This window comes from Cupriavidus sp. CER-90 (assembly GCF_057652055.1).
Genome location: NZ_JBYGYM010000002.1, coordinates 2,413,316 through 2,439,272 on the forward strand (window position 1 = coordinate 2,413,316; position 25,957 = coordinate 2,439,272).

Annotated in this window: 21 protein-coding genes and 1 tRNA gene; 15 read left to right on the top strand and 7 right to left on the bottom strand. The window is 67.2% G+C overall.

The window, feature by feature from the left end; all coding sequences use genetic code 11:
• Nucleotides 1-17 precede the first annotated feature (17 nt).
• From AC24R4_RS21675 to AC24R4_RS21710, 8 genes are all read left to right on the top strand, one after another.
• A complete protein-coding gene (locus AC24R4_RS21675; RefSeq protein WP_400395099.1) occupies nt 18-503 on the top strand; it encodes a DUF4399 domain-containing protein in 486 nt (161 codons plus the stop codon).
• Between the two features lie 362 nt (nt 504-865).
• On the top strand, nt 866-1,132 hold the full coding sequence (locus AC24R4_RS21680) for a hypothetical protein (protein WP_400395098.1): 267 nt from the start codon (nt 866-868) through the stop codon (nt 1,130-1,132).
• A gap of 296 nt (nt 1,133-1,428) precedes the next feature.
• The gene (locus AC24R4_RS21685; protein ID WP_400395103.1) at nt 1,429-2,880 is read left to right on the top strand and encodes an efflux transporter outer membrane subunit; all 1,452 of its coding nucleotides are present in this window, start codon (nt 1,429-1,431) and stop codon (nt 2,878-2,880) included.
• Between the two features lie 210 nt (nt 2,881-3,090).
• On the top strand, nt 3,091-5,721 hold the full coding sequence (locus AC24R4_RS21690) for an FHA domain-containing protein (protein WP_487523604.1): 2,631 nt from the start codon (nt 3,091-3,093) through the stop codon (nt 5,719-5,721).
• Nucleotides 5,718-7,100 carry an HlyD family secretion protein gene (locus AC24R4_RS21695; protein WP_153945499.1) on the top strand — a complete coding sequence of 461 codons (1,383 nt, stop codon included), beginning with the start codon at nt 5,718-5,720 and terminating at the stop codon, nt 7,098-7,100. The genes AC24R4_RS21690 and AC24R4_RS21695 overlap by 4 nt, the downstream gene beginning before the upstream one ends.
• A 17-nt stretch (nt 7,101-7,117) precedes the next feature.
• Nucleotides 7,118-7,870, top strand: coding sequence for a peptidylprolyl isomerase (locus AC24R4_RS21700; protein WP_400394168.1), 753 nt, complete (start codon nt 7,118-7,120; stop codon nt 7,868-7,870).
• Nucleotides 7,851-10,958 (top strand): peptidase domain-containing ABC transporter, encoded by a 3,108-nt coding sequence (locus tag AC24R4_RS21705; protein WP_400394166.1) that lies wholly within the window; start codon nt 7,851-7,853, stop codon nt 10,956-10,958. Before AC24R4_RS21700 ends, AC24R4_RS21705 begins: the two co-directional genes overlap by 20 nt.
• Nucleotides 10,955-12,277, top strand: a complete 1,323-nt coding sequence (locus tag AC24R4_RS21710) for a sigma-54 interaction domain-containing protein (protein WP_400394164.1) — start codon at nt 10,955-10,957, stop codon at nt 12,275-12,277. The genes AC24R4_RS21705 and AC24R4_RS21710 overlap by 4 nt, the downstream gene beginning before the upstream one ends.
• Nucleotides 12,278-12,359: 82 nt before the next feature.
• Here AC24R4_RS21710 and AC24R4_RS21715 read toward each other — a convergent pair whose 3' ends face one another.
• Together AC24R4_RS21715 and AC24R4_RS21720 are read right to left on the bottom strand one after the other, a co-directional pair.
• The gene (locus tag AC24R4_RS21715) at nt 12,360-13,139 is read right to left on the bottom strand and encodes a PP2C family protein-serine/threonine phosphatase (protein ID WP_400394162.1); all 780 of its coding nucleotides are present in this window, start codon (nt 13,137-13,139) and stop codon (nt 12,360-12,362) included.
• 102 nt (nt 13,140-13,241) lie between these two features.
• A complete protein-coding gene (locus AC24R4_RS21720) occupies nt 13,242-13,532 on the bottom strand; it encodes a hypothetical protein (protein ID WP_400394160.1) in 291 nt (96 codons plus the stop codon).
• Nucleotides 13,533-13,970: 438 nt separating this feature from the next.
• Here AC24R4_RS21720 and AC24R4_RS21725 point away from each other — a divergent pair, with 438 nt between their 5' ends.
• From AC24R4_RS21725 to AC24R4_RS21735, 3 genes are all read left to right on the top strand, one after another.
• Nucleotides 13,971-14,438 (top strand): lecithin retinol acyltransferase family protein, encoded by a 468-nt coding sequence (locus tag AC24R4_RS21725; protein WP_153945491.1) that lies wholly within the window; start codon nt 13,971-13,973, stop codon nt 14,436-14,438.
• A gap of 286 nt (nt 14,439-14,724) precedes the next feature.
• A tRNA-Arg gene (locus AC24R4_RS21730) sits at nt 14,725-14,799 on the top strand.
• A gap of 230 nt (nt 14,800-15,029) precedes the next feature.
• A complete protein-coding gene (locus tag AC24R4_RS21735) occupies nt 15,030-15,356 on the top strand; it encodes a hypothetical protein (protein WP_487523605.1) in 327 nt (108 codons plus the stop codon).
• Between the two features lie 22 nt (nt 15,357-15,378).
• Here AC24R4_RS21735 and AC24R4_RS21740 read toward each other — a convergent pair whose 3' ends face one another.
• The gene (locus tag AC24R4_RS21740) at nt 15,379-15,708 is read right to left on the bottom strand and encodes a DMT family transporter (RefSeq protein WP_487523606.1); all 330 of its coding nucleotides are present in this window, start codon (nt 15,706-15,708) and stop codon (nt 15,379-15,381) included.
• Between the two features lie 355 nt (nt 15,709-16,063).
• Between AC24R4_RS21740 and AC24R4_RS21745 the strand changes: the two genes are divergently transcribed.
• Complete coding sequence (locus AC24R4_RS21745) at nt 16,064-16,591, top strand: hypothetical protein (RefSeq protein ID WP_487523607.1); 528 nt, start codon at nt 16,064-16,066, stop codon at nt 16,589-16,591.
• 45 nt (nt 16,592-16,636) lie between these two features.
• Here the strand turns inward: AC24R4_RS21745 and AC24R4_RS21750 are convergent, their stop codons facing one another.
• Nucleotides 16,637-17,827: a benzoate/H(+) symporter BenE family transporter gene (locus AC24R4_RS21750; RefSeq protein WP_400395086.1), complete on the bottom strand. Its 1,191-nt coding sequence runs from the start codon at nt 17,825-17,827 to the stop codon at nt 16,637-16,639.
• A gap of 84 nt (nt 17,828-17,911) precedes the next feature.
• Entirely contained in the window at nt 17,912-18,847 is a 936-nt protein-coding gene (locus tag AC24R4_RS21755) for an amino acid ABC transporter substrate-binding protein (RefSeq protein WP_400395088.1), read from the bottom strand.
• Between the two features lie 517 nt (nt 18,848-19,364).
• On the opposite strand from AC24R4_RS21755, the gene AC24R4_RS21760 reads away from it, so the two are divergent.
• Nucleotides 19,365-21,287: an ATP-binding cassette domain-containing protein gene (locus AC24R4_RS21760; RefSeq protein ID WP_400395090.1), complete on the top strand. Its 1,923-nt coding sequence runs from the start codon at nt 19,365-19,367 to the stop codon at nt 21,285-21,287.
• Nucleotides 21,288-21,469: 182 nt separating this feature from the next.
• On the opposite strand, the gene AC24R4_RS21765 is transcribed toward AC24R4_RS21760, so the two are convergent.
• Together AC24R4_RS21765 and AC24R4_RS21770 are read right to left on the bottom strand one after the other, a co-directional pair.
• Nucleotides 21,470-21,595 carry a hypothetical protein gene (locus AC24R4_RS21765; RefSeq protein ID WP_400394470.1) on the bottom strand — a complete coding sequence of 42 codons (126 nt, stop codon included), beginning with the start codon at nt 21,593-21,595 and terminating at the stop codon, nt 21,470-21,472.
• Nucleotide 21,596: 1 nt separating this feature from the next.
• A complete protein-coding gene (locus AC24R4_RS21770; protein ID WP_400394468.1) occupies nt 21,597-22,808 on the bottom strand; it encodes an MFS transporter in 1,212 nt (403 codons plus the stop codon).
• Between the two features lie 255 nt (nt 22,809-23,063).
• Between AC24R4_RS21770 and AC24R4_RS21775 the strand changes: the two genes are divergently transcribed.
• Both AC24R4_RS21775 and AC24R4_RS21780 read left to right on the top strand, forming a co-directional pair.
• Nucleotides 23,064-25,058, top strand: coding sequence for a DNA topoisomerase IV subunit B (locus tag AC24R4_RS21775; protein WP_400394467.1), 1,995 nt, complete (start codon nt 23,064-23,066; stop codon nt 25,056-25,058).
• Between the two features lie 26 nt (nt 25,059-25,084).
• Nucleotides 25,085-25,894, top strand: a complete 810-nt coding sequence (locus AC24R4_RS21780) for a lytic transglycosylase domain-containing protein (RefSeq protein WP_400394466.1) — start codon at nt 25,085-25,087, stop codon at nt 25,892-25,894.
• The last annotated feature ends 63 nt before the right edge of the window (nt 25,895-25,957 follow it).

Consider the following 25,957-nt stretch of genomic DNA (forward strand, 5'->3'; position numbering starts at 1 on the left):
CGATGCTTCTCGCGGGCATGACGTTGCTGTCCGCCGCTGCCTGGCTGCCGGCGGGCCTGGCAGGTGCCGCCGATGCGTCGGCGCCGGCCGCGCATGCGGGCCATGCCTCGGCACCGGCCGCGGCCGCTACCCCGGCATCGGGCCCCACGCCGGCCCCCCGGAACGCCTATCTCTATATCGGCTATCCCAACAACAACCAGACGCTGCCGGCCGGCAAGCCGATCAAGGTCTGGTTCGGGCTGCGCAACATGGGTGTGGCCCCCAAGGACGTCAAGTATCCGAACACGGGCCACCATCACCTGTTGATCGACGTCGACCTGCCGCCGCTGGACAAGGAGATCCCGAACGACCGCAACCACCTGCACTTCGGCGCGGGCGAAACGGAAACCACGATCGACCTGCCGCCAGGCAAGCACACGCTGCAACTGCTGATGGGCGACGAGCGGCACATCCCGACCAATCCGCCGGTCTACTCGAAGAAGATCACGATCTATGTGAAATGACCGACACCAGTCTCGGAGCGAAATGGCGGGGCGGTCCGCCTGTCTCCGGCGCGGCGCACAGCGATGTGCGCCGTTTTTTTTGCCCGGCCCCAACGGTGGCGTGCCGGCTGTTGCCGCGGCGCCAACATGCTGCGCCGGATTGGTCGGGTGCGATCCAACACAAGCGGGGGCACCGGCAGGCGGCCAGGCCGGGGCCGGTTCGGTGAGGTCGCCCGCCAGCCCTTGTCCTGCAACGATCTGCGGTTTTTTTCGGGTCCATGGCATGCGCTGGCACGCTTGCTGCGATATCTGGTCCGAGCGCGACACCAACCCGATGCTCATCCCAGACCCAACGCAGCACCTTCCTTATCAGGAGAACCATCATGACCACGCTGACCATCAAGGACCTGTCCTCGACCGAAACCCTCGACGCCAAGGCGCTGAACGCCGTACGCGGCGGCATCGCGGTGTTTGCCCCGCGCACGTCGATCTTCACGCCGGTGAGCCTGTCGTTCGATTCGCACAAGACGATCACGCAGTCGAACCAGCAGCTGCAGGACGTGGCCAACTACTTCGGCAACGGTTCGGCCTTCCAGGACCACATGCGCAACAACGTGACGACGAACCAGTACGCCCAGAACAACGCCTGATATTCGTACGGTTCAGGCGGCAGCGGCGCGCAGGCCGGCCAACCGGCCGCCGCCGCAACAGCCGCACGGGGAGCTTGCGCCGGGGACACCTCCGCCCCGGCGCTTTTCTTGCCCGTCGCCTTGCTTCGCACGCCGATTTCCTTTGCCCGCCGATTTCACCGGGCACGCACACCGAGGTTGGCGTCTGCCGCATGCCGACCCACAATACAGATCGAACGCCAGGACGCCCTGCCACGGTCCGGCGGCGTTTCAAGCAGGAAGCCATCGTGAACGCATTCGCCTTTGCTCCGCGCCGCATGTCCCAGCTGTCGGGCGTGGCCCTGTCCGTTGCGCTGCTGGCCGGCTGTGCCGACTTCCGGCCGCCCGAGTACCACCGGCCCGAAACGCCGGCCAAGGCGGCCTGGACCCGCAACGAGTCCGTCACCGTATCGCCGGCCGAGACGATCCTGCCGAACTGGTGGCAGGGCTTTGGCGATCCTTACCTGGACCAGCTCGTGGCCAGGGCGCTATCGGGCAACTACGACATCAAGGTGCTGGCCGCCCGCATCCGCGTGGCCAACGCGCAGATTGCCGAGGCCCGCGCGGGGGCGCTGCCGGTGTTCGATATCGGCGCCGGCGTGGACATCAGCAAGACCACCGGGCAGCCGGTGTCGCGCACCTATAACCTGGGTGGCACCGTGAACTGGGACATCGACGTCTGGGGCAAGGTGGAAAAGGGCGTGCAGGCCCAGAGCGCCGAGTTTCGCGCCACCGAGGCCGACTGGCGCGCCGGCTATCTGTCGCTGGTCTCCGATGTGTCGATCACGTACTTCACGATCCTGCTGCTCGACGAGCAGGTGGCGCAGCAGCGCCATACGCTGTCGCGCAACAACGACATCCTGGGCACCTACAAGGCCATGCTGGCCAACGGCCTGCTGCCGCAGATCCGCGTGATGCAGCAGCAGGCCGAAATCAATCGCCTGACCAAGGACCTGCTGGAACTGAAGCGGTCGCGCGACGTGGCCGAAAACGCGCTGGCCACGCTGGTCGGCGTGCCGGCCGGCGAACTCAAGGTGCCGCCCGGCAAGCTGCAGGAGCGCATCAAGCTGCCCGTGGTGCCGGCCGGGCTGCCTTCGCAGCTGCTGGCGCGGCGCCCCGATATCGTCGCCGCCGAATATCGCGTGCTGGCCGCCTACGACCTGGTCGGCCAGGCTCGGCTGGCGCAGTTGCCCAGCATCAGCCTGACCGCGCGCGGCGGCACCGCCAGCTTCGCGCTGTCCGACCTGATGAAGTCCTTCACCTTCGGCTTCATGCCCAGCATCAACCTGCCGATGCTGGACCCCAACGTGCGGGCCCGGGTGAAGACGACCGAGGCCAACGTGGGCGTGGTCGAGAACGAATACGGCCGCACCGTCATGACCGCGTTCGAGGAAGTGGAGAGTGCGCTGGTCAATGTCGATGCGCACAAGAAGCAGCGCGTGGAGCTGCAGCAGCAGGTGAGCCAGCTGCGCGTGGTGGGCGCGCAGATCGACGCCCAGGCGCGCGAGGGCATCGCGTCGCAACTCGACGTTTTCGAGTCCGAGCGTTCGCTGCTGACCGCCGAGCAATCCTTGTTGGGGGCGTACCAACAAATCCTGGCCGATACCGTCACGCTGTACAAGGCACTGGGCGGCGGCTGGCCCGACGTGGACGTGCGCAACAACCGCGTGGACACCGCCGCCGAGGCGGCGTCGCCGGCCGGTGCGGCGGCGTCCAAGGCGGCGCGTTAGCCGCAGCGGCGCACAAACCGTATCAAGCCTGAAACCCGCATGGCGCTGGCGTTTGCGCAACGCTGCGCCGCAGCGCATTGACTCCCCCCAAGCGTGGCCTACTATGTTCTTACCCGTGACCTGCCGCCCCCTTGCCGACGCATGCCGACCCCGTCGCCGCGTTGGCGCGCGGTTTCGCGCCACAGGCCGCACTGTTGGCTCAGGTGAAACATGACGCGCGACGAAGCTCCCTTCATGGATGTGCCGGTCATGACGCCCCCCGCTGGCCAGGCGTTCGATGTCCTGCTGATGCCCGTGTCGCGCCCGGAGCTCGGCGAGATCCGCATCGACGAGGACCTGTTCGCGATCGGGCGCGGCGAGGCGCCGTTTGCCGCGTATCCGACCGAAGCCGTGTCGGTGCTGTCCCGGCGGCACGCGCGCATCTTCTCGGAAGACGGCGCGGTGTATGTGGCCGACCTGGGCAGCAAGAACGGCACACGCGTCAATGGGGACAGCGTGGCGCAGCAGCCGGCGCGGCTCAGCGATGGCGACGAGGTCAGCTTCGGCGCGGACCTGGCCTACCGCGTGCGGCTCTATCCGCGTCCGGCAGCGCCCGAGCCGCCCCGCGTGGCGGTCACGCTGACGCCGATGCGCGAGGACCTGGGCCTGCAGCCCGTGGTCATCACCGGCTTCCCCTTCATGGTCAACAAGGCGGACGACACCTTTGCCCGCTATCGCGACCAGTATCCGCACCAGGTGAACTATCTGTCGCGCCGCCATGCGCACGTGTACCTGAAGCACGGCGTGCCGTGGATCGAAGACCTGGGCAGCACCAACGGCACCTTTGTCAATGGCGTGCGGCTGCGCGACCAGTCGGTGCGGCTGGAGCCCGACGACGTGGTGGCGTTTGGCGGCAGCCACTTTGTCTACCGCGTGGGGATCGAGCGCGAGACCGATGCCGATGCCACGGCCACCCGGACATCGCTGGCAGCGCCCGCCCCATCCGCCCCGTCCGCCCCGTCCAATGCGTCCGACATGCCGCGCCAGGCCGCGCCGGGCGATGCCGATCCCGACAAGACCACCTTCGTGGGCGCGGCCGACTCCTTCCTGGACATCTTCTGCATGGACTATCGCGCCGCGCAGGAGGACGAGGTCAACCCCGAAGCCATGCCCGATGCGGCGGACCCCGCCCATGCGTCGGCGCCGCGCGGGCGGATGACGATGATGGCGCTGGAGGCCATGCGCAGCTTCGGCATCCGCGACCGCCATCAACTGGAGCGTGCCGCGCGCGTGGCGATCCTGGTCATTGCCGTGCTGGTGATCGGTGGCGGCTATGTCTGGTGGCGCGGCGCGCCCGACAGGTCACTGCAGGCGCTGGTCGACGAAGGCAAGTACGTGCGCGCCGCGGAAGTGGCCGACAAGGTGCTGTCGCGCCACCCCGACGAGGCACGCTACCAGGCGCTTGGCGCCGAGGCCCTGATGCGCGGCTACGTGCCGCAATGGTCGGCGCGGCTGCAGGCCGGCGATGCCGACGGCGCCAACGCGGTGCTTGGCGAGATGCGGGCGCGCAGCCAGCACAATCCCGACGGCCAGGCGCTGACCGGCCAACTGGCCTGGGTAGCCGACCTGGAGCGTTACGTGGCCCAGCGCGGCGGCATCGACGGCCCGATCCGCATGTACGCGGACGAAACGAAGATCCGCGACCTGCTGCGGCGCTGGGAGGACGACACGGCGTCGCATCAGCGGCTGCTCGGGCGCATCGCCAACGACGTCCCGTCGTTCCGCGACACCTACGCGCGCGCGCTGAGCGATCTGCGCCGGCTGCAGAACGACGAATCGGTGCTGCTGGCCGCCATCGACCGGCTCAACGCGGCCATCGCCACGGAGCTGGGCCGCGACCAGCCCGAGGCGTTGCAGCCGATGCTGGCCGAATACAAGGACAAGTACCCGCGGCTGGTGGGGCTGGACAGCGTGGAGCGCGACCTGCACCAGTACACGGCGGTGATCGAGGCGCTGCGCGCGCGGGCGCCGGGGCCGCTGGTGGCGCTGATGCAGAAGGCCAGCTTTGCCACGCCGCCGTTCCAGGCCGCCTATCAGAAACTCAAGGCCACGCGCCTGCCCGGCGACGACGTGCAGAAGCAGTACGTGGCAGCCAGCAAGGCATGGGAGCAGGGCGACGGCGCGGCTGCGCTGGCCGCGCTGAAGGCCGTCACGGCGGGGCCCTGGGCGGCCGATGTGGCGAAGGATGTTGCCCACAAGGCGCAGGTGCTGGCGCAATACGGCGCCATCAAGGCCGCACGCGGATCGCCCGGCTATGAAGAACAGCTGCTGGCGTTCTACGAGTCGCTGGACCCGAAGACCGATGGCTACTTCGCCAGCAGCATCGACGCCGATGTGAACAGCATCCGCGAGGCGGCGCTGCGGCGCGCCAACCAGCTGCTGAACCGTGCGGCCACGGCATGGCGCCAGTATCGCAACAACGGCCTGATTGCCGGCGAACAACGTCTCGAACCGGGTATCTCGGCCAAGTTCCGCTCGCAGGCCAGGCTGCTGGCCGACGCCCAGGACGATGCGCGCAAGGGGCTGCGCATCTACGCCCAGCTGAAGATCGAGGATTCGGCGCAGTGGAGCAAGATCCGCGACGACATCCAGGCCGAAATCGACACCCAGCGCCGGTCGCTCAATGATCTGCGCATGGTGCTGGACCCGGCGGTGCTCAAGGCCAAGCTGGCGCTGGTGGGCGAGGGCAGCAAGCAGGGCGGGAAGGACGACGGCAAGGACGGCAAGGCCGCGCCGGCCGGGACCGCGGCCACCGCTGCTGCCGCCGCGGCCGTGAAGCCCGAAGCGGGGAGTACGCCATGAAGGACGAGAACCGCGACAACCGGCTGCGGCCGCTGACCGAGGCGCTGGAAGACCATAGCGCCGAGGGCATCGCGCTGCTCAGCGCCGAGCCGCGCCGGCTGACGCTGCTGGCCGTGGTGACCACGGGCGTGCTGGTGCTGTGCGCGCTGCTGTGGTCGTTCTTCGGCCACGCCGACGTCATCGTGACCGCGCAGGGCACGCTGGCACCGGAGTCCGAGGTGCGGCGCTTCTACGCGCCGGTCGATGGGGAACTGGTCGATCTCTACGTGGCCGAGGGCCAGCCGGTGTCGAAGGATGACGTGGTGGCGCGGCTCAACGCGCGCGGCGCCATCGAGGCGGCGGCCAATGCGCTGCAGGCCCAGCTCAAGCTCGAAGACGCCGAACGCGAGTGGAAGCAGTTTCCTGAACGCAAGGCCTTGCTGGAGCGCCGCGCGCTGGCGCTGAAGCAGCAGATCGAACTCAATTCGCGCCAGCACGAGAACCGCCTGGCCGAGGGCACGACGCGGCTGGCCGAGCAGCAGCGCGCGCAGTTGGCCGAGGCGCGCAGCAATCTGGAAAACGCGCGGCGCGCACGGGAATTCGCACGCCAGGAGCAGGACCGTTATGCGCGCCTGTTCGCGTTGCCCGCCGGCGGCGGGGTGTCGCAATCGCAGGTCGAGGCCAAGCGCGCGGCCACGCAGGAGGCCGAGAACACCCTGCGCGTGGCCCAGTCGCGGCTGGCCGAACTGGACGCGCGGCTGGCGCAGGAATTCACGCAGGCCAGTGCGCAGCTGGAAGGCAGCGGCCAGGAACTGGCCAGCCTGCGCGTGCAGTACGACGCCGCCGTGCGCGAGATCACCAGCACCGAGGACAAGCTGCGCCTGCAGGTGCAGACGGCGCGGCTGGTGGCCGATGCCGCCGCACGCATCAAGTTCGAGAACATCGACAAGGACAACTTCCTGCTGATCCTGGCGCCGGTGTCGGGCGTGATTACCGATGTGACGTCCACCCAGCGTGGCGACAAGGTGCAGGCCAATACGCCGCTGGGCGGCATCGCGCCCAAGGATGCCCGGCCGATGCTGCGCATCGAGATTGCCGAGCGCGACCGCGCCTTCCTGCGCGAGGGGCTGCCGGTCAAGCTCAAGTTCAGCGCGTTTCCGTACCAGCGGTACGGCCTGATCGCAGGCACGCTCGAATACATCTCGCCGGCCACCAAGCCGTCGGGTCCCGACAAGCAGCCGGTGTACGAGGGCCGCGTGCGGCTGGCGCAGGACTACTACAGCGTGGCCAGCAACAAGTATCCGTTGCGCTACGGCATGACCGCCACGGCGGAGATCGTGGTGCGGGAAAGACGCCTGATCGACCTGGGGCTCGATCCATTCAGGCAGGTCGCGGGTTGAACGTTGAGGAGAGGGCGATGACAGCCATCGTACGCATCGACGAAGAAATGATCGGCGTCGACGAATTCGTGAGGGTCCTGAAGCTGACCGGCCAGTTCGAAGGCTTGGTGGAGCAACTGGTGCGCGACAAGCTGACCGCCCACGCGGCGCGCCGCCAGGGCCTGAAGCTGACGCCGGAGGCAGTGCAGGAGCGCGCCGACCAGTTCCGCCGCGTGCATGGCCTGCACCGGGCGGCAGACATGAACCACTACCTCGACGCGCTGAACATCACGCTGGACGAGTTCGAGACCTTCATCACCGACAGCCTGTACCAGGAAAAGATGATGGAACAGGTCTGCACGGACCAGGCGGTGGAGTCGTACTTCCAGCTCAATTCCCCGAAGTTCGACAGCATCGAGGTCAGCCATATCGTGGTGGACACCGAGGGCAAGGCGAAGGAGCTGGTGTCGTACCTGCAGGACGATCCCGATGCGTTTGCCGAGATGGCGCGCGAGCATTCGATCGCCGACACGCGCGAGCAGGGCGGCGACATCGGCAAGGTGCTGCGCGGATCGCTCAAGGGCGACATCGAAGCCAAGGTGTTCAACGCCGAGGCCGGCGATCTGCTGGGGCCGTTTCCGGCGCCCGACAAGTCGTTCTTCGAGGTCTTCCTGGTGCGCGCCAAGCATCCGGCCCGGCTGGACCCCGACGTGGCCGTGGAGATCCGCCGGCTGCTCCGTGAGGAATGGCTGATGGCCAGGGCGCAGGAACATGTCATCGAAGCCCGCTAGCGAGGTGGCGGCACCGGCCGCTGCCGCAGCCCCCGCGCCGCCCGCCGGACAGTCGCTGGCCGACTTCCTGGCCACGGTGGAAATCCTGTCGCCGCTGTCGCGCGACGAGATCGAGCGGCTGGCCGCCAGCGCCCGCACGCTGCATTTCGGCTTTGGCGACACGGTCTGCAATGCGGGCGAGCCGGCGGACGGCATTTTCATTGTCCGCAGCGGCTCCGTGCGCGTGTTCAACGAGGAACATGGCAAGGAAATCAGCATGGGCGTGCGCAAGACCGGCGAAGTGTTTGCCGATATTGCGCTGCTGCGCGAGTACCGGCACGAGTCGTCGGTGCGGGCATCGGGCAAGACCGAGCTGATCACGATACCGCGCGCCGTTGCCGAGCCGACGGTGGGCGGCAACCCTGCCGCGCTGGCCTTTATCACCAGCTATGTGGCCATCAGTTCGGCGGGGGGCTTCGTGGCGCGGCTGTTCGACCTGCGCGGCAAGCTCGACAAGCTGGAGCTGGAAGACGCCGTGCGCAGCGTGGGCGTCAAGCGGGTGGCGGCCGGCAAGGAGATCCTGCAGCAGGACGGGCGCGAGGATCGGCGCCTGTATGTGGTGCGCCAGGGCACGGTGCGCATCGTGCGCGAGGAAGACGGCGACACGTTCCAGCTGGCCACGCTGGGACAAGGCGAAATCTTCGGCGAGCGCGCGTGCGTGATGCGCCAGGAGCAGATCGCCTCGGCCATCGCCGAGACCGACACACGGCTGCTGGTGATCCCCGAGAAGACGGTGCAGCTGATCCTGGAGCGCAACGCGCGGCTGCGCGAGGTGCTGGAAGAGCGCATCCGCACCGTGGATCGGGAATTGCACCGGCAGAAGAAGCTCGCCCAGCGCCGCAAGCGGCCGGTGCTGCTGGACCTGCACTCGAAGCCCGCACTGGGGGAACGGCTGATCCGCCGCTTCGCGCTGGTGGAGCAGGCCGAGGAGATGGACTGCGGCGCCGCCTGCCTGGCGATGATCTGCCGCCACTATGGCATCCCCATGACGCTGGGCAAGTTGCGCGAACTGGCCAATGTGACCACGGCCGGCGCCACGCTCGACAGCCTGGCGCGGGCGGGCGAATCGCTGGGCTTCACCACGCGCGGGGTGCAATGCACGCGCGATGCGCTGACCGGCTTCGAGCTGCCGTTCATCATCCACTGGGAGGGCTACCACTACGTGGTGGTCTACGGCGTGTCGTCGCAGTACGTGTGGGTGGCGGACCCGGCCATCGGCTTCCGCAAGATGAGCGCCGAGGAGTTCGAACGCGGCTGGAGCGGCACCTGCCTGCTGTTCTCGCCCGGTACGCAGATGAACGAACTGGCCGTGTCGCGCTCGCCGTGGCTGCGCTTCATCGGCTACCTGTCGCCGTACAAGCGCATCCTGGCGCATCTGTTCCTGGCCACGTTCGTGATCCAGGTGCTGGGCGTGGTGCCGCCGCTGATCATCCAGAACATCCTCGATGGCGTGGTGGTGCACCAGAACATCGGGCTGCTGCACCTGCTGATCCTGGGACTGGTGATCTCGAACGTGTTCACGCAGCTGATGGTCACCATCCGCGCGTACCTGGCGAACTTCATGGTCCGCAACATGGATTTCGCGATGATGTCGCACTTCTTCAAGCACACGCTGTCGCTGCCGCTGTCGTTCTTTGCCAAGCGCAAGACCGGCGACATCTTCGCGCGCTTCCAGGAAAACCAGACCATCCGCGCGTTCCTGACGGAGTCCACGGTGACCACGGCGCTGAACCTGCTGATGGTGTTCATCTACTTCAGCATCATGTTTCTCTACAACGTGAAGCTGACGCTGCTGCTGATTGCGTTCGTGATTCCGATTGCCGCGCTGACCGTGGTGGTCACGCCCAAGGTGAAGGGCTACGCGCGCGAGGTGTTCGCGGCATCGACCGATGCCAAGGCCTACCTGATGGAAACGCTGGGCGGCGCGGAGACCGTAAAGGGCATGGGGATCGAACGCCCGGTGCGGCTGCGCTGGGAGCGCAAGTACGCCAAGGCGCTGGACAAGCAGTACCAGGCGCAATCGTTCCATATCCTGGTGGGCCTGGTCAGCCAGGTGCTGAACGCGGCCACCACCATCACGATCCTCTGGGTGGGCGCCACGCTGGTGCTGGAGCGCGAACTGACGATCGGGCAGCTGATCGCGTTCAACGCCTTCATGGGCAGCGTGCTGGCGCCGCTGATGGGGCTGGTGGCGCTGTGGGGCCAGCTCAACGACGCCGGCGTGGCGATGGAGCGGCTGGGCGACGTGCTGGACCTGGAGCCGGAGCAGAAGCCGCAGGACGTGATGTCGCGCGTGTCGCTGCCGGACCTGCAGGGCGAGATCCAGTTCGACGGCGTGTACTTTCGCTATGGCGGCGAGGACACCGCCTACGTGCTGGAGAACATCAGCTTCCATATGCGGCCGGGCGAGATGGTGGCCATCGTCGGCCGCAGTGGGTCGGGCAAGACCACGCTGGCCAAGCTGCTGGTGGGCTTCTACAAGCCAACCGACGGCACCATGAAGGTGGACGGCTACGACATGAACGTGATCGACACCGAGTTCTTCCGTGCCCAGGTGGGGTATGTGATGCAGACCAACCTGCTGTTCTCGGGCACGGTGGCCGAGAACATTGCCTGCGGCGACGACAGCCCGGACCGGCGCCGCATCGAGGAAGTGGCCAAGATGGCCGACGCCCACGCGTTCATCTCGAAGCTTCCGCTCGGCTACGAGCAGGTGGTGGGCGAGCGCGGCATCGGGCTGTCGGGCGGGCAGATCCAGCGGCTGTGCATCGCGCGGGCGCTGTATCACGACCCGCGGCTGCTGGTGTTCGACGAAGCCACGTCGGCGCTGGACACGCAGTCGGAGAGCAACATCCTGGCCAATATGCAGGAGATCCTGAAAGGCCGCACGGCCGTGATCATCGCGCACCGGCTCAGCACCATCATGCAGGCCGACAAGATCCTGGTGCTGTACGAAGGCGGCATCGTGGAGCAGGGGCGGCACGAGGAACTGCTGGAACGGCGCGGCATGTACTACCAGTTGGTCCAGAAGCAGTTGAGCGCGGCATGAAGCTATACAACCCCACCCCCGTCACCTCGGCCGTATCGTTCGCGGGCCTGATCGAGCGGATCGAGATCCTGCGCTCCACGCTGCGCTGGTCGTCGCGGCTGGAGCGGCCCGACATCGAGAAGCTGCTGAAGCAGGCCACCACACTGCGCGACGAGGTCATGGGCCTGTCGCACAAGGAACGCTTTGTGGCGGCGGCGTCGGCCACGGGCGAGACGGGGGCCGACGAGGCGGTGGTCGAGCCGGTGGAGATGTCGGCCCGCGAGCGGCGGCAGGCGCTGATGGAGCGCAGCTTTATCTTCGAGGGCACGTTCGGCGACAACCCCAGGCTGCTCGAATCGCTGGAAATCGCCGAGAAGGCTGCGCCCACCGACCTGCCCGTGCTGATCGACGGCGAAAGCGGCACCGGCAAGGAGCTGATGGCCAAGGTGATCCACGCCAACGGCCTGCGCAACGACAAGCCGTTCATCTCGGTCAACTGCGGCGCGATTCCCGACAGCCTGCTCGAATCGGAACTGTTCGGCCACAAGAAGGGCGCGTTCACCGGTGCGGCCAACGACCGGCGCGGCAAGTTCGAGAGCGCGCATACGGGCACCATCTTCCTGGACGAGATCGGGGAATTGCCGCTGACCGGGCAGGTGAAGCTGCTGCGCGTGCTGGAGGCGCACGAGATCCAGCGGGTGGGCTCCGACGAGGTGATCGCCGTCGATACACGCATCGTCGCGGCCACCAACAAGGACCTGCGCCGGATGAGCCAGGAAGGCACGTTCCGCGAAGACCTGTTCTACCGGCTCAGCGTGATCCACGTGACCCTGCCGGCCCTGCGCGAACGGCGCGACGAAATCCCGCTGCTGGTGGCCTACTTCGGCGACGAGGCCGCCGGCCAGCTCAAGCGGCGGCCGCTGAAGCTGACGCCCCGGCTGCGCGACTTCCTGCTGCACTACGAATACCCGGGCAATATCCGCGAACTGCGCAACCTGATGTACCGGCTGTCATGCCTGGCCGGCGACACGGCCGATTTCGTCCACCTGCCCCAGGACATCCGCCCCCGGCCGACGGGGCTGCAGGCCGTGGCAGCCGCGGGCGGCAAGGCAACGGTGACCGACCTGAGCACGGCCACATCGCTCAGCGAGGCCAAGCGCGCCGCCAGCGACGAGGCCGAACGGGCCTTCCTGGAACGCGGGCTGCAGGAAGTCGGGGGAACCGTGGCCGAACTGGCGCGCCGCTTCGACATGAACCGGTCGCACGTCCAGATGCTGCTGAAGAAGCACGGCATCCACTCGAAGGATTTCAGGAACAACCGGCAGGCGGATGGGAAGTAGGGCGGGGCGGCTTTTTCGGATGCCGGCCTTCTTCAGTCATTGCCATCCGAAACGTCTGCATGCGTGCTGCGTTTGCGCTACCTCAAACCTCCGGATTCAGCAGCGTCATGTCCGATCCGCCGCCGATGTCCTCGGCGCGGATGACCACCACCGACACGTTGTCGCGGCCGCCGTTGTCGAGCGCCTGCTTGACCAATGCGTCGGCGGCAGCCGCCGGGTCGGCCATGCCCGGGGCCAGCAGCGCAGCGATCTGGTCGTCCTCGACTTCGTTGCTGAGTCCGTCGCTGCAGAGCAGGAACACGTCGCCATCGCCGATCTCCAGCGTCAGCCGTTCCAGATCCAGCGTGGCTGCCGCGCCCACGGCGCGCGTGATGGTGTTGTGGGCGGGATGGTGCTTGGCCTCGTCGGCGGTGATCAGCCCGCGCGCCTTGAGCCGTTCCACCTGGCTGTGATCGCGCGACAGCTGCTTCAGGTGGCCGTCGCGGAGCAGGTACAGACGGCTGTCGCCGGCCCACAGGCAACTGCAGCGGCGCTCGCAGGCCAGCAGCATCACCACGGTGCTGCCGATCACGCGGACCTTCATCCGCAGCGCTTCCTCGATCAGCAACTGGTTGACGGTCTGCATGGCCAGGCGCGCGTTCTCGACGGCGCCATCGAGGCTGTCGGGCTCGGGCAGCGCCGATAGCGCCTGGATGATCGCGCGGCTGGCGAAGTCGCCCACCGCGTGGCCGCCCATGCCATCGGCCACGGCCCAGATGCCGCGGTCGGGCATGGCCAGGCAGGCGTCCTCATTGCGTGCCCGCACCCGTCCGACGTCTGTGCAGGCGGCGGAAGTCCAGCGGAATTGCGATACGCAGGTCACGGCATGCTCCAGCGCGGGCCGCTACCGGCGTGCGCGTATGGCGCCCCCGGGGCGCCGGGAATTTGGAAGTCACCGCGAAAGCCCTGCCGGATGCTGCAGGGCTCAGACCAGCCGTCCCTTGTTGCGGGCGTCCATGGCGGCATCGACCGTGATATTCGAATTCGGCGCCGTGTTCTGGACGTTCACGTTCTGGAACTGGTTGTTCATCTGATCAGCATAGAAGCTGTAGTTGATCTCGTAAAAGTTCACGACGGGTAACGCGCTGGGGCGCGCCGCCACATAAGGCTGGATCCAGCCGAACACCCACGGCGCGCCGCCGCCCCGCACGGCCGACATGGCCCGGAAATCCAGTGCGCGCTGGGTGTTCAGGTCGCGGATGGTGAGCGTAGCCATGATGGTCTCCTGAGGCTGGCATCGAAAGGGTCTGCCGGTAAGGAGCAAACGGTGTGCCACGGCGCCGTTGTGAGGATCGGGGCGCATGCCGTAACCCATTGTGCGAGCCAAGTGAGGCATTGGCCGGATTACGCGTTGGCCACGCGCCAACAGCCGGCCGGAAGTGGTGGGGCGGCGCCGTCAGCATGCGGCCGCCAGGCGTTGGCCCGGCGCTGACGTCCGTTCGGCTGGCTGCCTCACCCCAATGCCGGGCGCCCGCCAACACAATCTGGCCAACGCTGTTGGGCATACGCCGACGAATTCGCGCGGTTCGAATCTGCCGAATCCCCGCCAGCCGTTGTCCCGCCGTCGATCCGGTGGTCTGGCACGCTTGATGCGGTTGGGTATGCACCAACGCAGCCCTGGCTGCCAGCCACCGACACCGAACCGAGACCTGCCATGAACGCCCAAGACCAACAACAAGTCAGCCGCCTGGAAGATGCCTACCTGCCCGGCGCCCATCTCGTGACGGAACGCAATGGCTACGCGCACCATGGCATCTACGTCGGCCAGGGCCGCGTCATCCACTACGCCGGCTTCTGCCACGCGCTGCACGCGGGTCCGGTGGAAGAAACCACGCTCGAACAGTTTGCCGACGGCCACGGCGTGACGGCCAAGTCCGAACCCTGCGCCCGCTACCTGGGCGCCGAAGCCGTGTCGCGCGCCCGCAGCCGCCTGGGCGAGAACCGCTACCACCTGCTGACCAACAACTGCGAGCACTTCTGCACGTGGTGCCTGCTGGGCCAGCCCCGCAGCGAACAGGTGGAAACCTGCCTGCGCAACCCCGGCACCGCAATGGTCATCGTGCTGCAGATGGCGCTGGCCCTGCTGTCGAGCCTCCACCTCGCCAGCCTGCACGCCGCCTGATCCACCGCCAGCACTCCACTGCCAAAGGGGCCCGCCATGTCCGGACTGATCGATTGGGAAAACTGTACCGCCCGCAGCGGCCGCGCCTGCCACCGCGCCTGCGGCCAGCAGGGGGACGCCGCTCGGGCCCGCCGGCGAAGGCGCCGCGAGATGCGCCACGAGATGCGCCACAAGATGCGCCGCGACAGCGATCGCCGACATCCGGCACTGGCGGAGTTTGCTATACTGCGCCCCGTCTTCCGGTCCGCCCGCCCCAGCGCGGCGCAGGCACCCTGCAGACGGTCCGCTCGCCGTAGTTCAATGGATAGAACGAGCGCCTCCTAAGCGCTAGATACAGGTTCGATTCCTGTCGGCGGGACCACCCACCCTGAGCATGAGCGAGCCCACCGGGACCACGATCGGGACCATCGGCAGGGGCGGGCCGCGCTACCAGGCAGTGTCCGAACCGCGCACGTTGCGCCGTTCAGTCATCCTTCCCCGCCACCATGTGCGCGAAGCTGCCGATTTCTGCGGATCAGCTTCAACAAACGGCTATCATGTAGCCCGCACGCCGCAGCCGCGGCGGCGCTGTTTGTCCAATTCTGTCGATCCATGCCTCTATTCCGGACGTCTCTGCGCTGGTTTTCCGCGCTGGCCGTGATGGCCGCCGCCCCCGCGGTGGCGGTGCAGCCTGCGTCCGACCCGGCATTGAACGACACGTCCGGCTGTTCGGCGCTGATCGATATCGTCCAGGAAAGCCTGCGCGGCGAGATCGATGTGGTGTGCCCGAAGGACGGCAAGGAAGCGTGCGAGGCCAAGAATGGCCAAATCCGGGCGCTGCTGGACATCGTGGACGAGCGTCGCAAGCGCAAGGCCGACGAGTGCGAGACGCTGGTTCAGGTCAACCGCCTGCTGCGCACGCTGCCGCCCAAGACCTGAGCGCCGGTAGAGCGCCCGGCGGCTAGTGGCTCATCTTCGAGAACAGCTGGATGACCGCCACCCCGGCGATGATCAGCGCGATGCCAACCACGGCCGCCAGATCCGGCACCTGCCGGTACAGCACCACGGCGATCATCGTCACCAGAACAATGCCCGCGCCCGACCAGATCGCGTAGGCCACCCCCACCGGCACGGTCTTCATGACCTGCATTAGCAGCCAGAACGCGGCCACATAGCCAGCCACCACCAGCACGCTGGGCCAGAAGCGCGTGAAATTCTCGGCAGCCTTGAGGCTGCTGGTGGCAATGACTTCGGCGACGATGGCCAGGGCAAGAAGCAGATATCCGTTCATGACAGGGGGCGGCAGGCAAGGAAACAGCGGTTGAATACTCAGAAAAGCGGCCATTAAGGCGCTCGGGCAAACCATTATGCAAGATGCCCGCAAATGGGGGCTGCAAAATGGTGCCGAAAATGCCCACAATCCAGTCTTCATGCGGGTTTCGGGCGGTTGATTACCCTCCCTCGCGGTGGTTGTGCCAATGCCAATACCCGTCTTGAATGCTACGCGTACGCCATAGCCGCCCGGGAAGACAATCGCGGCGGCCCACAATAAACGTCGCGGCGACAATAAAACCCGTGGCCTGACCATGCCGGCACCCGAGGCGCCGGTGGCGGGACGCGGGTCAACGGGATAAATGGGGAGCTGTATGACAACCGATCTGGATGCGGCCACGGCATGGCCTGTCATCACGCGGCTGGCCGACGTCGAGGGAACGTCGGACCACCGTACCGAACCCGCCGAGGGCGTGTGGCAGAACACGATCGCCGCCGCCGACCAGGCGCTGGAGGAAGCGGCCCGCATCCAGCGGGGCGTTCAGCACAATCTCAGGCTGCAGCAGGAATTGCGGGCCTTGCGCGACGAACTGCGCCGCGCACACGACGAGATCGACCGTTACCGCGGCATGCACGCACGCGTGGTGGTCAGCATGCGCCAGCTCGAGGAAGGCCACGCCACCGAAATAACGCGACTGCAGGCCGACAACGAGATGCTGCTGGTCCGGCATCGCGTCTACAAGCTGCTGGCCGAGCACTACGGCACGGCTGCGCTGCGCTTGCAGCCGGCCGTGTTTGCCGAGCATCGCGACCGCGTGCTCGAACACGTGCTGTTCCAGCGGCGCAAGGGCGTGCCGGTGACCGCGATCAGCGCGGCCGAGGTGGCCTTCCTGCTGCTCTGAGCCGCGCCGGCGGCAGCGGAGGGCAGCCCCGGGGCAGGCCCCGGATCAGGCGGCCTTCGGCGCGCGTGGCTTGAGGACCAGCAGCGCCAGCATGCCTCCGACCACGCCCCAGAAGGCCGAACCGACGCCGGCCAGCGTCATGCCCGATGCCGTGATCATGAATGTCAGCAGCGCCGATTCGCGCTCGGCTGGCGTCTGCATGGCCACGGTCAGCCCGTTGGCAATCGATCCGAGCAGAGCGAAGGCCGCCACGGCCACCACCAGCGCCTTCGGGAAGGCCGCGAACAGCGCCGCGATGCTGGCGGCCATCACGCCCATCACCAGATAGCCCACGCCACACACCACGGCTGCCATGTAACGGCGGCGCGGGTCCGCATCGGCCTGCGGGCCGGTGCAGATGGCGGCGGTGATGGCCGCCAGGTTGATGCCATGGGAGCCAAACGGCGCCAGGATGGCCGATGCGATGCCGGTCACCGCGATCAGCGGGCTGGCCGGCACGTGGTAGCCGTCGGCGCGCAGCACGGCCAGCCCCGGAATGTTCTGCGACGCCAGCGCGACGATGAACAGCGGCACGGCGATGCTGATGAAGGCCGCCGGCGAGAACGCCGGCGTGGTCCACACCGGCAGCGCCACCGTGAAATGAAACTGCTCGAAGTGCAGCTGGCCCGTCGCACCGGCCAGCGCCACGCCCACGGCCAGCACGCCCGGCACCGCATAGCGCGACCACCAGCGCCGCCCGACCAGGTAGGTGGCAAACATCGCCAGCAACAGCACCGTCTGGTACTGGGCCTGCACGAACACATCCACGCTGATGCGGAACAGGATGCCGGCCAGCAGGGCCGACGCGATGCTGGCCGGCAGCGCCTTCATGAGCTTGTCGAACCAGCCGGTCAGACCGGCCGCCGTCATCAGCAGCGCAGCCATCAGAAAGGCGCCGATCGCTTCGGCATAGGGCACGCCGGGCAGGCTGGCAATCAGCAGCGCGGCGCCCGGTGTGGACCAGGCCACCACAATGGGCACACGCATGGCCAGCGACAGCCCCAGCGTGGTCACGCCCATGCCGATCGACAACGCCCAGATCCATGACGAAATCTGCGGGTCGGTCAGGTGCGCCGCCTGGCCGGCCTGGATCATCAGCACCAGCGAACTGGTGTAGCCGGTCAGCAGGGCGATCAGCCCGGCCACCAGCGTGGAAACGGAAAGGTCGGACAGCTTCGGGGCGTGGGCGCGGTTCATCGAAGGGCATGCGAAGGACGGAATGGGCCGGTATCTTCGCACGGCAGCGCGGGGCAGGGTGGTTTTGTCGGGCCTCGGCGGGCCTCAGTCGGCCACCTTGTCGCTCGGGAACTTGAACGAATCGCGCAGCAGGTAGCTCATCGGGATATCCAGCGTGATGCCGTTCGGCGGGATCGGCTGCAGGAACCACTTGCGGTACAGCTTCTGGGTTTCCTGGTCGTAGATCGACGTGACCATCGCCTTGTCCACGATCTTCTTGAACTCGGCGTCGTGCCTGGACAGCATGACCGCGTACGGCTCGATCGTCAGCAGGTCGCCGGTCACGGCCAGCGATGCGGGGTTCTTCGCGTTGGCGCGCAGGCCGAACAGCAGCACGTCGTCCATCACGAAGGCGTCGGCCTTGCCCGATTCGACCATGGCAAAGGCCTCGGCATGGTCCTTGGCCTCCACCACTTTCCAGCCCATGGCACCCGCCTCGTCCATCTTGCGGATCATCTCCAGCGGCGTGGTCTTTGTGGTGGACACCACGGTCTTGCCGCGCAGGTCGCCCCACTTGCGGATGCCCGAGTCGGCTTTCACCAGCATGCGGCTGCCGGCGATGTAGTGCGGAATGGTGAACGCCACCTGGTCGCGGCGCTCGCGGTTGTTGGTGGTCGATCCGCATTCCAGGTCGGCCTTGCCCTCGACGATGGCCGGGATGCGCGAGGCCGGCGTCACCGGCACCCATTCCACACGCAACTGCGGCAGCTTGAGTTGCGTGCGCACGGCATCGGCCACCTTCAGGCACAGGTCCACGGCATAGCCCATCGGCTTGCCGTCCACCACGAACGAAAACGGCACCGAGCTTTCGCGGTGGGCAATGCGGATGGTCCCGGTCTGCTGGATGCGCAGCACCACGGAGTTGGGCATGGCCGCCTGCGCCGCCGGTGCGGCAGGCAGGCAGAGCAACGCGGCTAGGGAAAGTACGACAGGCGCCATGCCTCGTAGCGAGGCACGGCGCGGCAGGCCCGAATTGGTCATGAATGACACCCGTCGAAAATGATATTTCTAGGAACAACCCCGGCGGCGCGTTGCGCCGCGACTGGCCGGATGGGTCCGGCTCTATGACTGCTGCTGGGTACTGCTGTCGTTGTGCTTGGTCTGCGGTTCCGGAATTTAGGAGAATTCCGATGCTCCGGATTGTTCCACGGGCGCCCATCTCGGCACAACAGCCGCCGTTAGTGCGCGGGCTCAACGTCCCCGGCACGCAACGCTTCGGGCCGGGGCAGGTTGACGAGGATTTTCCCTTACGGATTTGTCCGACTTCTGGTGTGCCGCGCCGCTGGCTATGCTTCAGTCGTGCCTTGCGAGCAGGGCACCGAGGAGAGACTCTTGGGGCCCGTTCAGGCGAACGGGCCTTTTCTTTTTGTCCGGCCGCTGGTGCCCGCTGGCCGGCCCGGCATGGGCGGCCACGGCAGCGCGGGCCGCGTCGTCTACAATTCGGGCCTGCCTTCGCGCCAGACTTCCGGTCGGGCGCCGCTTACCCTTCCTCGCAATCATGGCCCTGTTCTCCATTACCGATGCCCAACTGGCCTTTGGCCACGTGGCGCTGCTCGACCATACCGATTTCTCGCTCGAAGCCGGCGAACGCGTTGGCCTGATCGGCCGCAACGGCACGGGCAAGTCCTCGCTGCTGCGGATCGTGTCGGGCGCGTCCGCACCCGACGACGGCCTGATTGCGCGCCAGAGCGGCGTGACCTCGGCCTATGTTGCGCAAGAGCCACAATTCGAGCCGGGCCTGACCGTGTTCGATGCGGTCAGCCAGGGCATGGGCGCCGCCCACGACCTGTTGCTGCGCTACGACGCGGCGCTGGCCAGACTGGAATCGCACCACGACGAGGCCACGCTGGCCGAACTGCACCGCGTGCAGGCCGAACTCGACGCCGCCGATGCCTGGCAACTGCGCACCCGCGTGGAAACCACGCTGGCCCGGCTGGGCCTGGACCCGCATGTGCGCGTGGACGCGCTGTCCGGCGGCCTGCAGAAGCGCGTGGCGCTGGCGCAGGGCCTGGTGGCCGAGCCCGATATCCTGCTGCTCGACGAACCGACCAACCACCTCGACGTCGAAGCCATCCGCTGGCTCGAAGACCTGCTGCTGGGCTTCCGCGGCAGCGTGCTGCTGATTACCCACGACCGCGCCTTCCTGGACCGCGTGGCCACCCGCATCGTCGAACTGGACCGGGGCAAGCTGTTGTCGTTCCCCGGCAACTTTGCCGCCTACCAGACCCGCAAGGCCGAACTGCTGGCCAACGAGGCCGTGGAGCAGGCCAAGTTCGACAAGCTGCTGGCGCAGGAGGAAGTGTGGATCCGCAAGGGCGTGGAGGCACGCCGCACGCGCAGCGTGGCGCGGGTGCAGCGCCTGCATGCCATGCGCGACGAACGCGCCCAGCGCCGCGAGGTGCAGGGCAACGTCAAGCTGGAAGTGTCGCAGGGCGACCGCTCGGGCAAGATCGTGGCCGAACTGGTCGATGTGTCGAAGTCGTACGGCAACAAGACGGTGGTGCGCGATTTCTCGGCCACCATCATGCGCGGCGACAAGGTGGGCCTGATCGGCCCGAACGGCGCCGGCAAGACCACGCTGCTGCGGCTGATCCTGGGCGATCTGGCGCCCGACGCCGGCACGGTGCGCAATGGCAGCAACCTGCAAGTGGCGTACTTCGACCAGATGCGTTCGGCGCTGGACCTGGAAAAATCGCTGGCCGACACCATCAGCCCGGGCAGCGACTGGGTGGAAGTCAACGGCCAGCGCAAGCACGTGATGAGTTACCTGGGCGACTTCCTGTTCGCGCCGGAGCGCGCGCGGTCGCCGGTCAAGTCGCTGTCCGGCGGCGAACGCAACCGCCTGTTGCTGGCGCGCCTGTTCGCCCGGCCGGCCAACGTGCTGGTGCTGGACGAACCGACCAACGACCTCGACATCGACACGCTGGAACTGCTGGAAGAACTGCTGCAGGACTACAGCGGCACGGTGTTCCTGGTATCGCACGACCGCGCGTTCCTGGACAACGTGGTCACGTCCACGATCGCCGCCGAAGGCGATGGACTGTGGCGCGAATCGGTGGGCGGCTATTCCGACTGGGAGCAGCAGTCGGCACGCGCCCAGGCACTGCAGTCCGCCAGGGCCGAGCCCAAGGCGGCCGACGCGCCCAAGGCCAGCACCCGCGAGGCCCGCGGCGCCAACCGCACGGTCAAGCTGTCGTACAAGGAACAGCGCGAGCTGGATGGATTGCCGGAGCGCATGTCGAACCTGGAGGCCGAGCAGAAGACCATCGGCGCGCAGCTGGCGGACGGTTCGCTGTACGCCACCGACCCGGCGCGCGCCGCCGCACTGGCCTCGCGCCACGACGAGATCGAGATGGAACTGCTGGAGGCGCTGGAACGCTGGGAAATGCTGGAAAAGAAGACAAAAGGCGAGGGCGCCTGAAGCCTGCGCCCCGGTTTGCTCCCCTCTCCCGCACAGCGGGAGAGGGGCCGGGGGAGAGGGCCTAGAGGTCCAAATTGCGACAAGGCAGCAAGCCGAGCCGCCTTACCCCCGCCTTACCCTCTCCCCCCAACCCGTCTCTCACGACGTGGGAGAGGGTAGCCGGTCAACGGTACCTCATGCCCTCACCCGCACCACGCCAGCACCATGTTGGTCAGGTCGACCATGAACGCCGGGCGCAGGTAGGCCAGAAACCCCAGCGTCAGCACCACCGCCAGGGCCAGGTAGCCGGCACCGCGCGCCCAGCGCATCTCAGACTCCCACCGGCTGCGGGCGCGCCAGCGCCTGCTCGCGGATCGGCAGGTTGACCAGCGCGGCCAGCACGCCGAGCCCGATCGCCAGCAGCCACACCGTGTTGTAGCTGCCGGTGCGGTCGAACAGGAAGCCGCCCAGCCAGGCGCCCAGGAAGCTGCCGATCTGGTGCGAGAAGAACACCACGCCCGACAGCATCGACAGGTACTTCACGCCGAACACCTGCGCGATGATGCCGTTGGTCAGCGGCACGGTGGACAGCCACAGGAACCCCATCAGCGCCGCAAAGACCCAGGTGCTCCAGGCCGTCAGCGGCAGCATCAGGTAGCCGGCGATCACCACCGACCGCGCGATATAGATGGCCGACAGCAGGTAGCGTTTGGGCATGCGCTGGCCCATCGCGCCGGCCGTGTAGGTGCCGAATACATTGAACAGGCCGATCAGCGCCAGCGCCACCGTGGCAATCTTCACGTCCACCAGGCCCCGGTCCTTCAGATATGGCGCCAGGTGCACGCCAATGAACACCACCTGGAACCCGCACACGAAATAACCGAGCGTCAGCAACTGGAAGTTGCGGTTGCCGAAGGCCTCGCGCGTGGCTTCGCCAATGGTCTGCTGGTGGCCGCCGGTGCTGGCGGCCATGTCGGGTTCGCGCAGCGTCAGGGCCAGCGGCAGCATGAAGCACGCCAGGAAGGCCAGGATGAACAGCGCGTTCTGCCAGCCCGCGGTCGAAATCAGCGTCTGCTCCACCGGAATCATCAGGAACTGGCCGAACGACCCGGCCGCGGCGGCAATGCCCATGGCCCAGACGCGCTTTTCGGCGCTGGCCACGCGGCCGATCACGCCGTAGACCACGCTGTAGGTGGTACCCGACTGCGCAATGCCGATCAGCACGCCGGCGCCGGTGGCGAACGCCGTGCCGCTGGTGGCCAGGGCCATCACGACCAGCCCGGCCACGTACAGCGCCACGCCGACGATCATGATGCGCACCGCGCCGAACTTGTCGGCCAGCGCGCCCGTGATCGGCTGGCTGGCGCCCCACATCAGGTTCTGCAGCGCCAGCGCAAAGGCGAAGGTCTCGCGGTTCCAGCCGTGCGTCTGCGTGATGGGCAGGTTGAACAGGCCAAAGCCATGCCGGATACCCATGGAAAGGGTGACGAGCAGGCCGCCGCACACGAGCACGGTGGTCAGGGATAGTTTGCGATCGGTCATGTCGGGCTCGGTATTGTCTCTATTGTTTTGTCTTGTTGTCTTGTGAATCGCCGCCGGCGTGCTGCCGGTGATCGGGTAACGCCGGGGGGGGGGGGCGCCTTGGGGGTCGGCGCCTAGTGTAAGCCGGGCATCGGAATTGTGCCGGACTACGAATTTCTGGGGTTTTTCAAAAAGGATGGCGGCCACGGCCATCCATTACAATGCAGCGCATCCCGGCCGCCGACGGCCGGCAAGTCCAATATCCGTATCGACTCCATGGCGAGCAAAACCAGTCAGTACAGCGAATCTTCCATCCGGGTCCTGAAGGGCCTGGAGCCGGTCAAGCAGCGCCCCGGCATGTACACCCGTACCGACAACCCCCTGCATATCGTGCAGGAGGTGATCGACAACGCGTCAGACGAGGCGCTGGGTGGCCACGGCACAGAGATCCTGGTCACGCTCCACAAGGACGGCAGCATCAGCGTGGAGGACGACGGCCGCGGCATTCCGGTGGGGATTCACCCGGAAGAAGGCGTGCCCGTGGTGGAGATCGTCTTCACGCGCCTGCACGCGGGCGGCAAGTTCGACAAGGGCAAGGGCGGCGCCTACGCGTTCTCGGGCGGCCTGCACGGCGTGGGCGTGTCTGTCACCAATGCGCTGGCCACGCGCCTGGACGTCACCGTCTGGCGCGACGGCCTGCAGTCCACGCTGACCTTCGAGCACGGCGGCGAAGTCACCCGCCCGCTGGCATCGCGCAAGATCGAGCGTGGCGAAAAGAAGAACGGCACGCGCGTCCAGGTGTGGCCGGACGCCCGGTATTTCGATTCGGCTGCCATTCCGATGGCCGAACTGCAGCGCCTGCTGCGTTCCAAGGCCGTGCTGCTGCCCGGCGTGAAGGTCACGCTGGTGCTGGAAAAGACCGGCGAGCAGACCGTCTGGCAATACGAGCAGGGCCTGAAGGGCTATCTGGTGGAAGCACTGGCCCAGGGCAGCGGCGCCGAGCTGGTGATCCCGATGTTCGAGGGCGAGCACTTTGCCGACCCGGACAAGAACGCCGGCGAGGAAGGGTTTGCCGAAGGCGAGGGCGCCTCGTGGGTGGTCGCCTGGACCGAGGAAGGCGCGCCGGTGCGCGAGTCGTACGTGAACCTGATTCCCACGCCGGCCGGCGGCACGCACGAGTCCGGCCTGCGCGAAGGCCTGTTCCTGGCCGTGAAGAGCTTCATCGAGATGCACTCGCTGCAGCCCAAGGGCGTCAAGCTGATGAGCGAGGACGTGTTCGCCCGCGCGTCGTTCGTGCTGTCGGCCAAGGTGCTGGACCCGCAATTCCAGGGCCAGATCAAGGAACGGCTGAACAGCCGCGACGCCGTGCGCCTGGTGTCCACCTTCAGCCGCCCGGCGCTGGAGCTCTGGCTGAATCACCATGTCGATTACGGCAAGAAGCTGGCCGAACTGGTGATCCGCCAGGCCCAGGCCCGCACGCGGGCCGCGCAGAAGGTGGAAAAGAAGAAGGGCTCCGGCGTGGCCGTGCTGCCCGGCAAGCTGACCGACTGCGAATCGACCGACGTCACCCGCAACGAAATCTTCCTGGTGGAGGGCGACTCGGCCGGCGGTTCGGCCAAGATGGGCCGCGACAAGGAATTCCAGGCCATCCTGCCGCTGCGCGGCAAGGTGCTGAACACCTGGGAAACCGAGCGCGACCGCCTGTTCGCCAACAACGAGGTGCACGACATCGCCGTGGCCATCGGCGTGGACCCGCACGGGGTGGACGACGAGCCCGACCTGTCGAACCTGCGCTACGGCAAGATCTGCATCCTGTCCGACGCGGACGTGGACGGCGCGCACATCCAGGTGCTGCTGCTGACGCTGTTCTTCCGCCACTTCCCGAAGCTGATCGACCTGGGCCATGTCTGCGTGGCGCGTCCGCCGCTGTTCCGGGTCGATGCACCGGCACGCGGCAAGAAGCCCGCGCAGAAGCTCTACGCGCTGGACGAGGGCGAACTGGAAGCCATCCAGGACAAGCTGCTCAAGGACGGCGTCAAGGACGGCGCGTGGCAGATCTCGCGCTTCAAGGGCCTGGGCGAGATGAGCGCCGAGCAGCTCTGGGAAACGACCATGAATCCGGACACCCGCCGGCTGCTGCCGGTGGCGCTGGGCGAATTCGATCTGCCGCAGACCGTCACCATGATGAACATGCTGATGGGCAAGGGCGAGGCGTCGCAGCGCCGGACGTGGCTCGAAGAAAAGGGCAACGAGGTGGTGGCCGACATCTGACGGCGCCCGGATCTGGAGGAACGGCGATGCAGGAACGCGCAGGGCAACAGCGGATCAGGCGGCTCCAGGCACAGGCGAAGCGCCTGGCCGGCACGCTGGCCGTGCTCGGCACGTTCGGCATCGCCGCGCCGGCCCATGCGGCGCTGTGGGGCTATATCGACGGCGAGGGCGTGGCCCATTTCGCCGATACCAGGCTCGACGACCGCTACAAGCTGTTCATGAAGGACGGCGGCCAGTTCGATTCGGGCAACCTGGGCCACCGGGGCGTGATCACGCTGCCGGACAAGACCGGCCCGTCGCGCGACAAGCTGTTCCAGTCCCTGCTCAACCACCCGAACCTGCGCACGGTCGATCCGATCATCGCGCAGGTGGCCGGGGCCCAGAACGTGGACCCGGCGCTGGTCAAGGCCGTGATGGCCGTGGAAAGCGGCTTCAACCCGGCGGCCGTATCGCCCAAGGGCGCCATCGGGCTGATGCAGGTCATTCCCGATACCGGCACGCGCTTCGGCATTGCCGCGGACGGCCGCCGGACGGTGGAGCAGAAGCTGGCCGACCCCAGGCTGAATATCTCGGCGGGCGTGCGCTACCTGCGCTTCCTGATGGAGCTGTTCCCGAACAACCTGGAACTGGTGCTGGCCGCGTACAACGCCGGCGAAGGCGCGGTGCAGCGTTACAACAACCAGATTCCGCCTTACCCCGAGACCCGCCAGTACGTGAGCACCGTGCTGGAGTTCTACCGTCTGTACCAGCCCGCGGCGGGCGGCGTGATCCGTACCGGCGCGGCGGCAGACCGCGTGCGCATGGTGATCGGCGGCGGTCGCCGGCCGATGCCCTGATGCCGTCTGGCCGGTTTCCGGGCGCTATTTCCGGCGGCATCGTCATCCACTTCCTTTAGAATC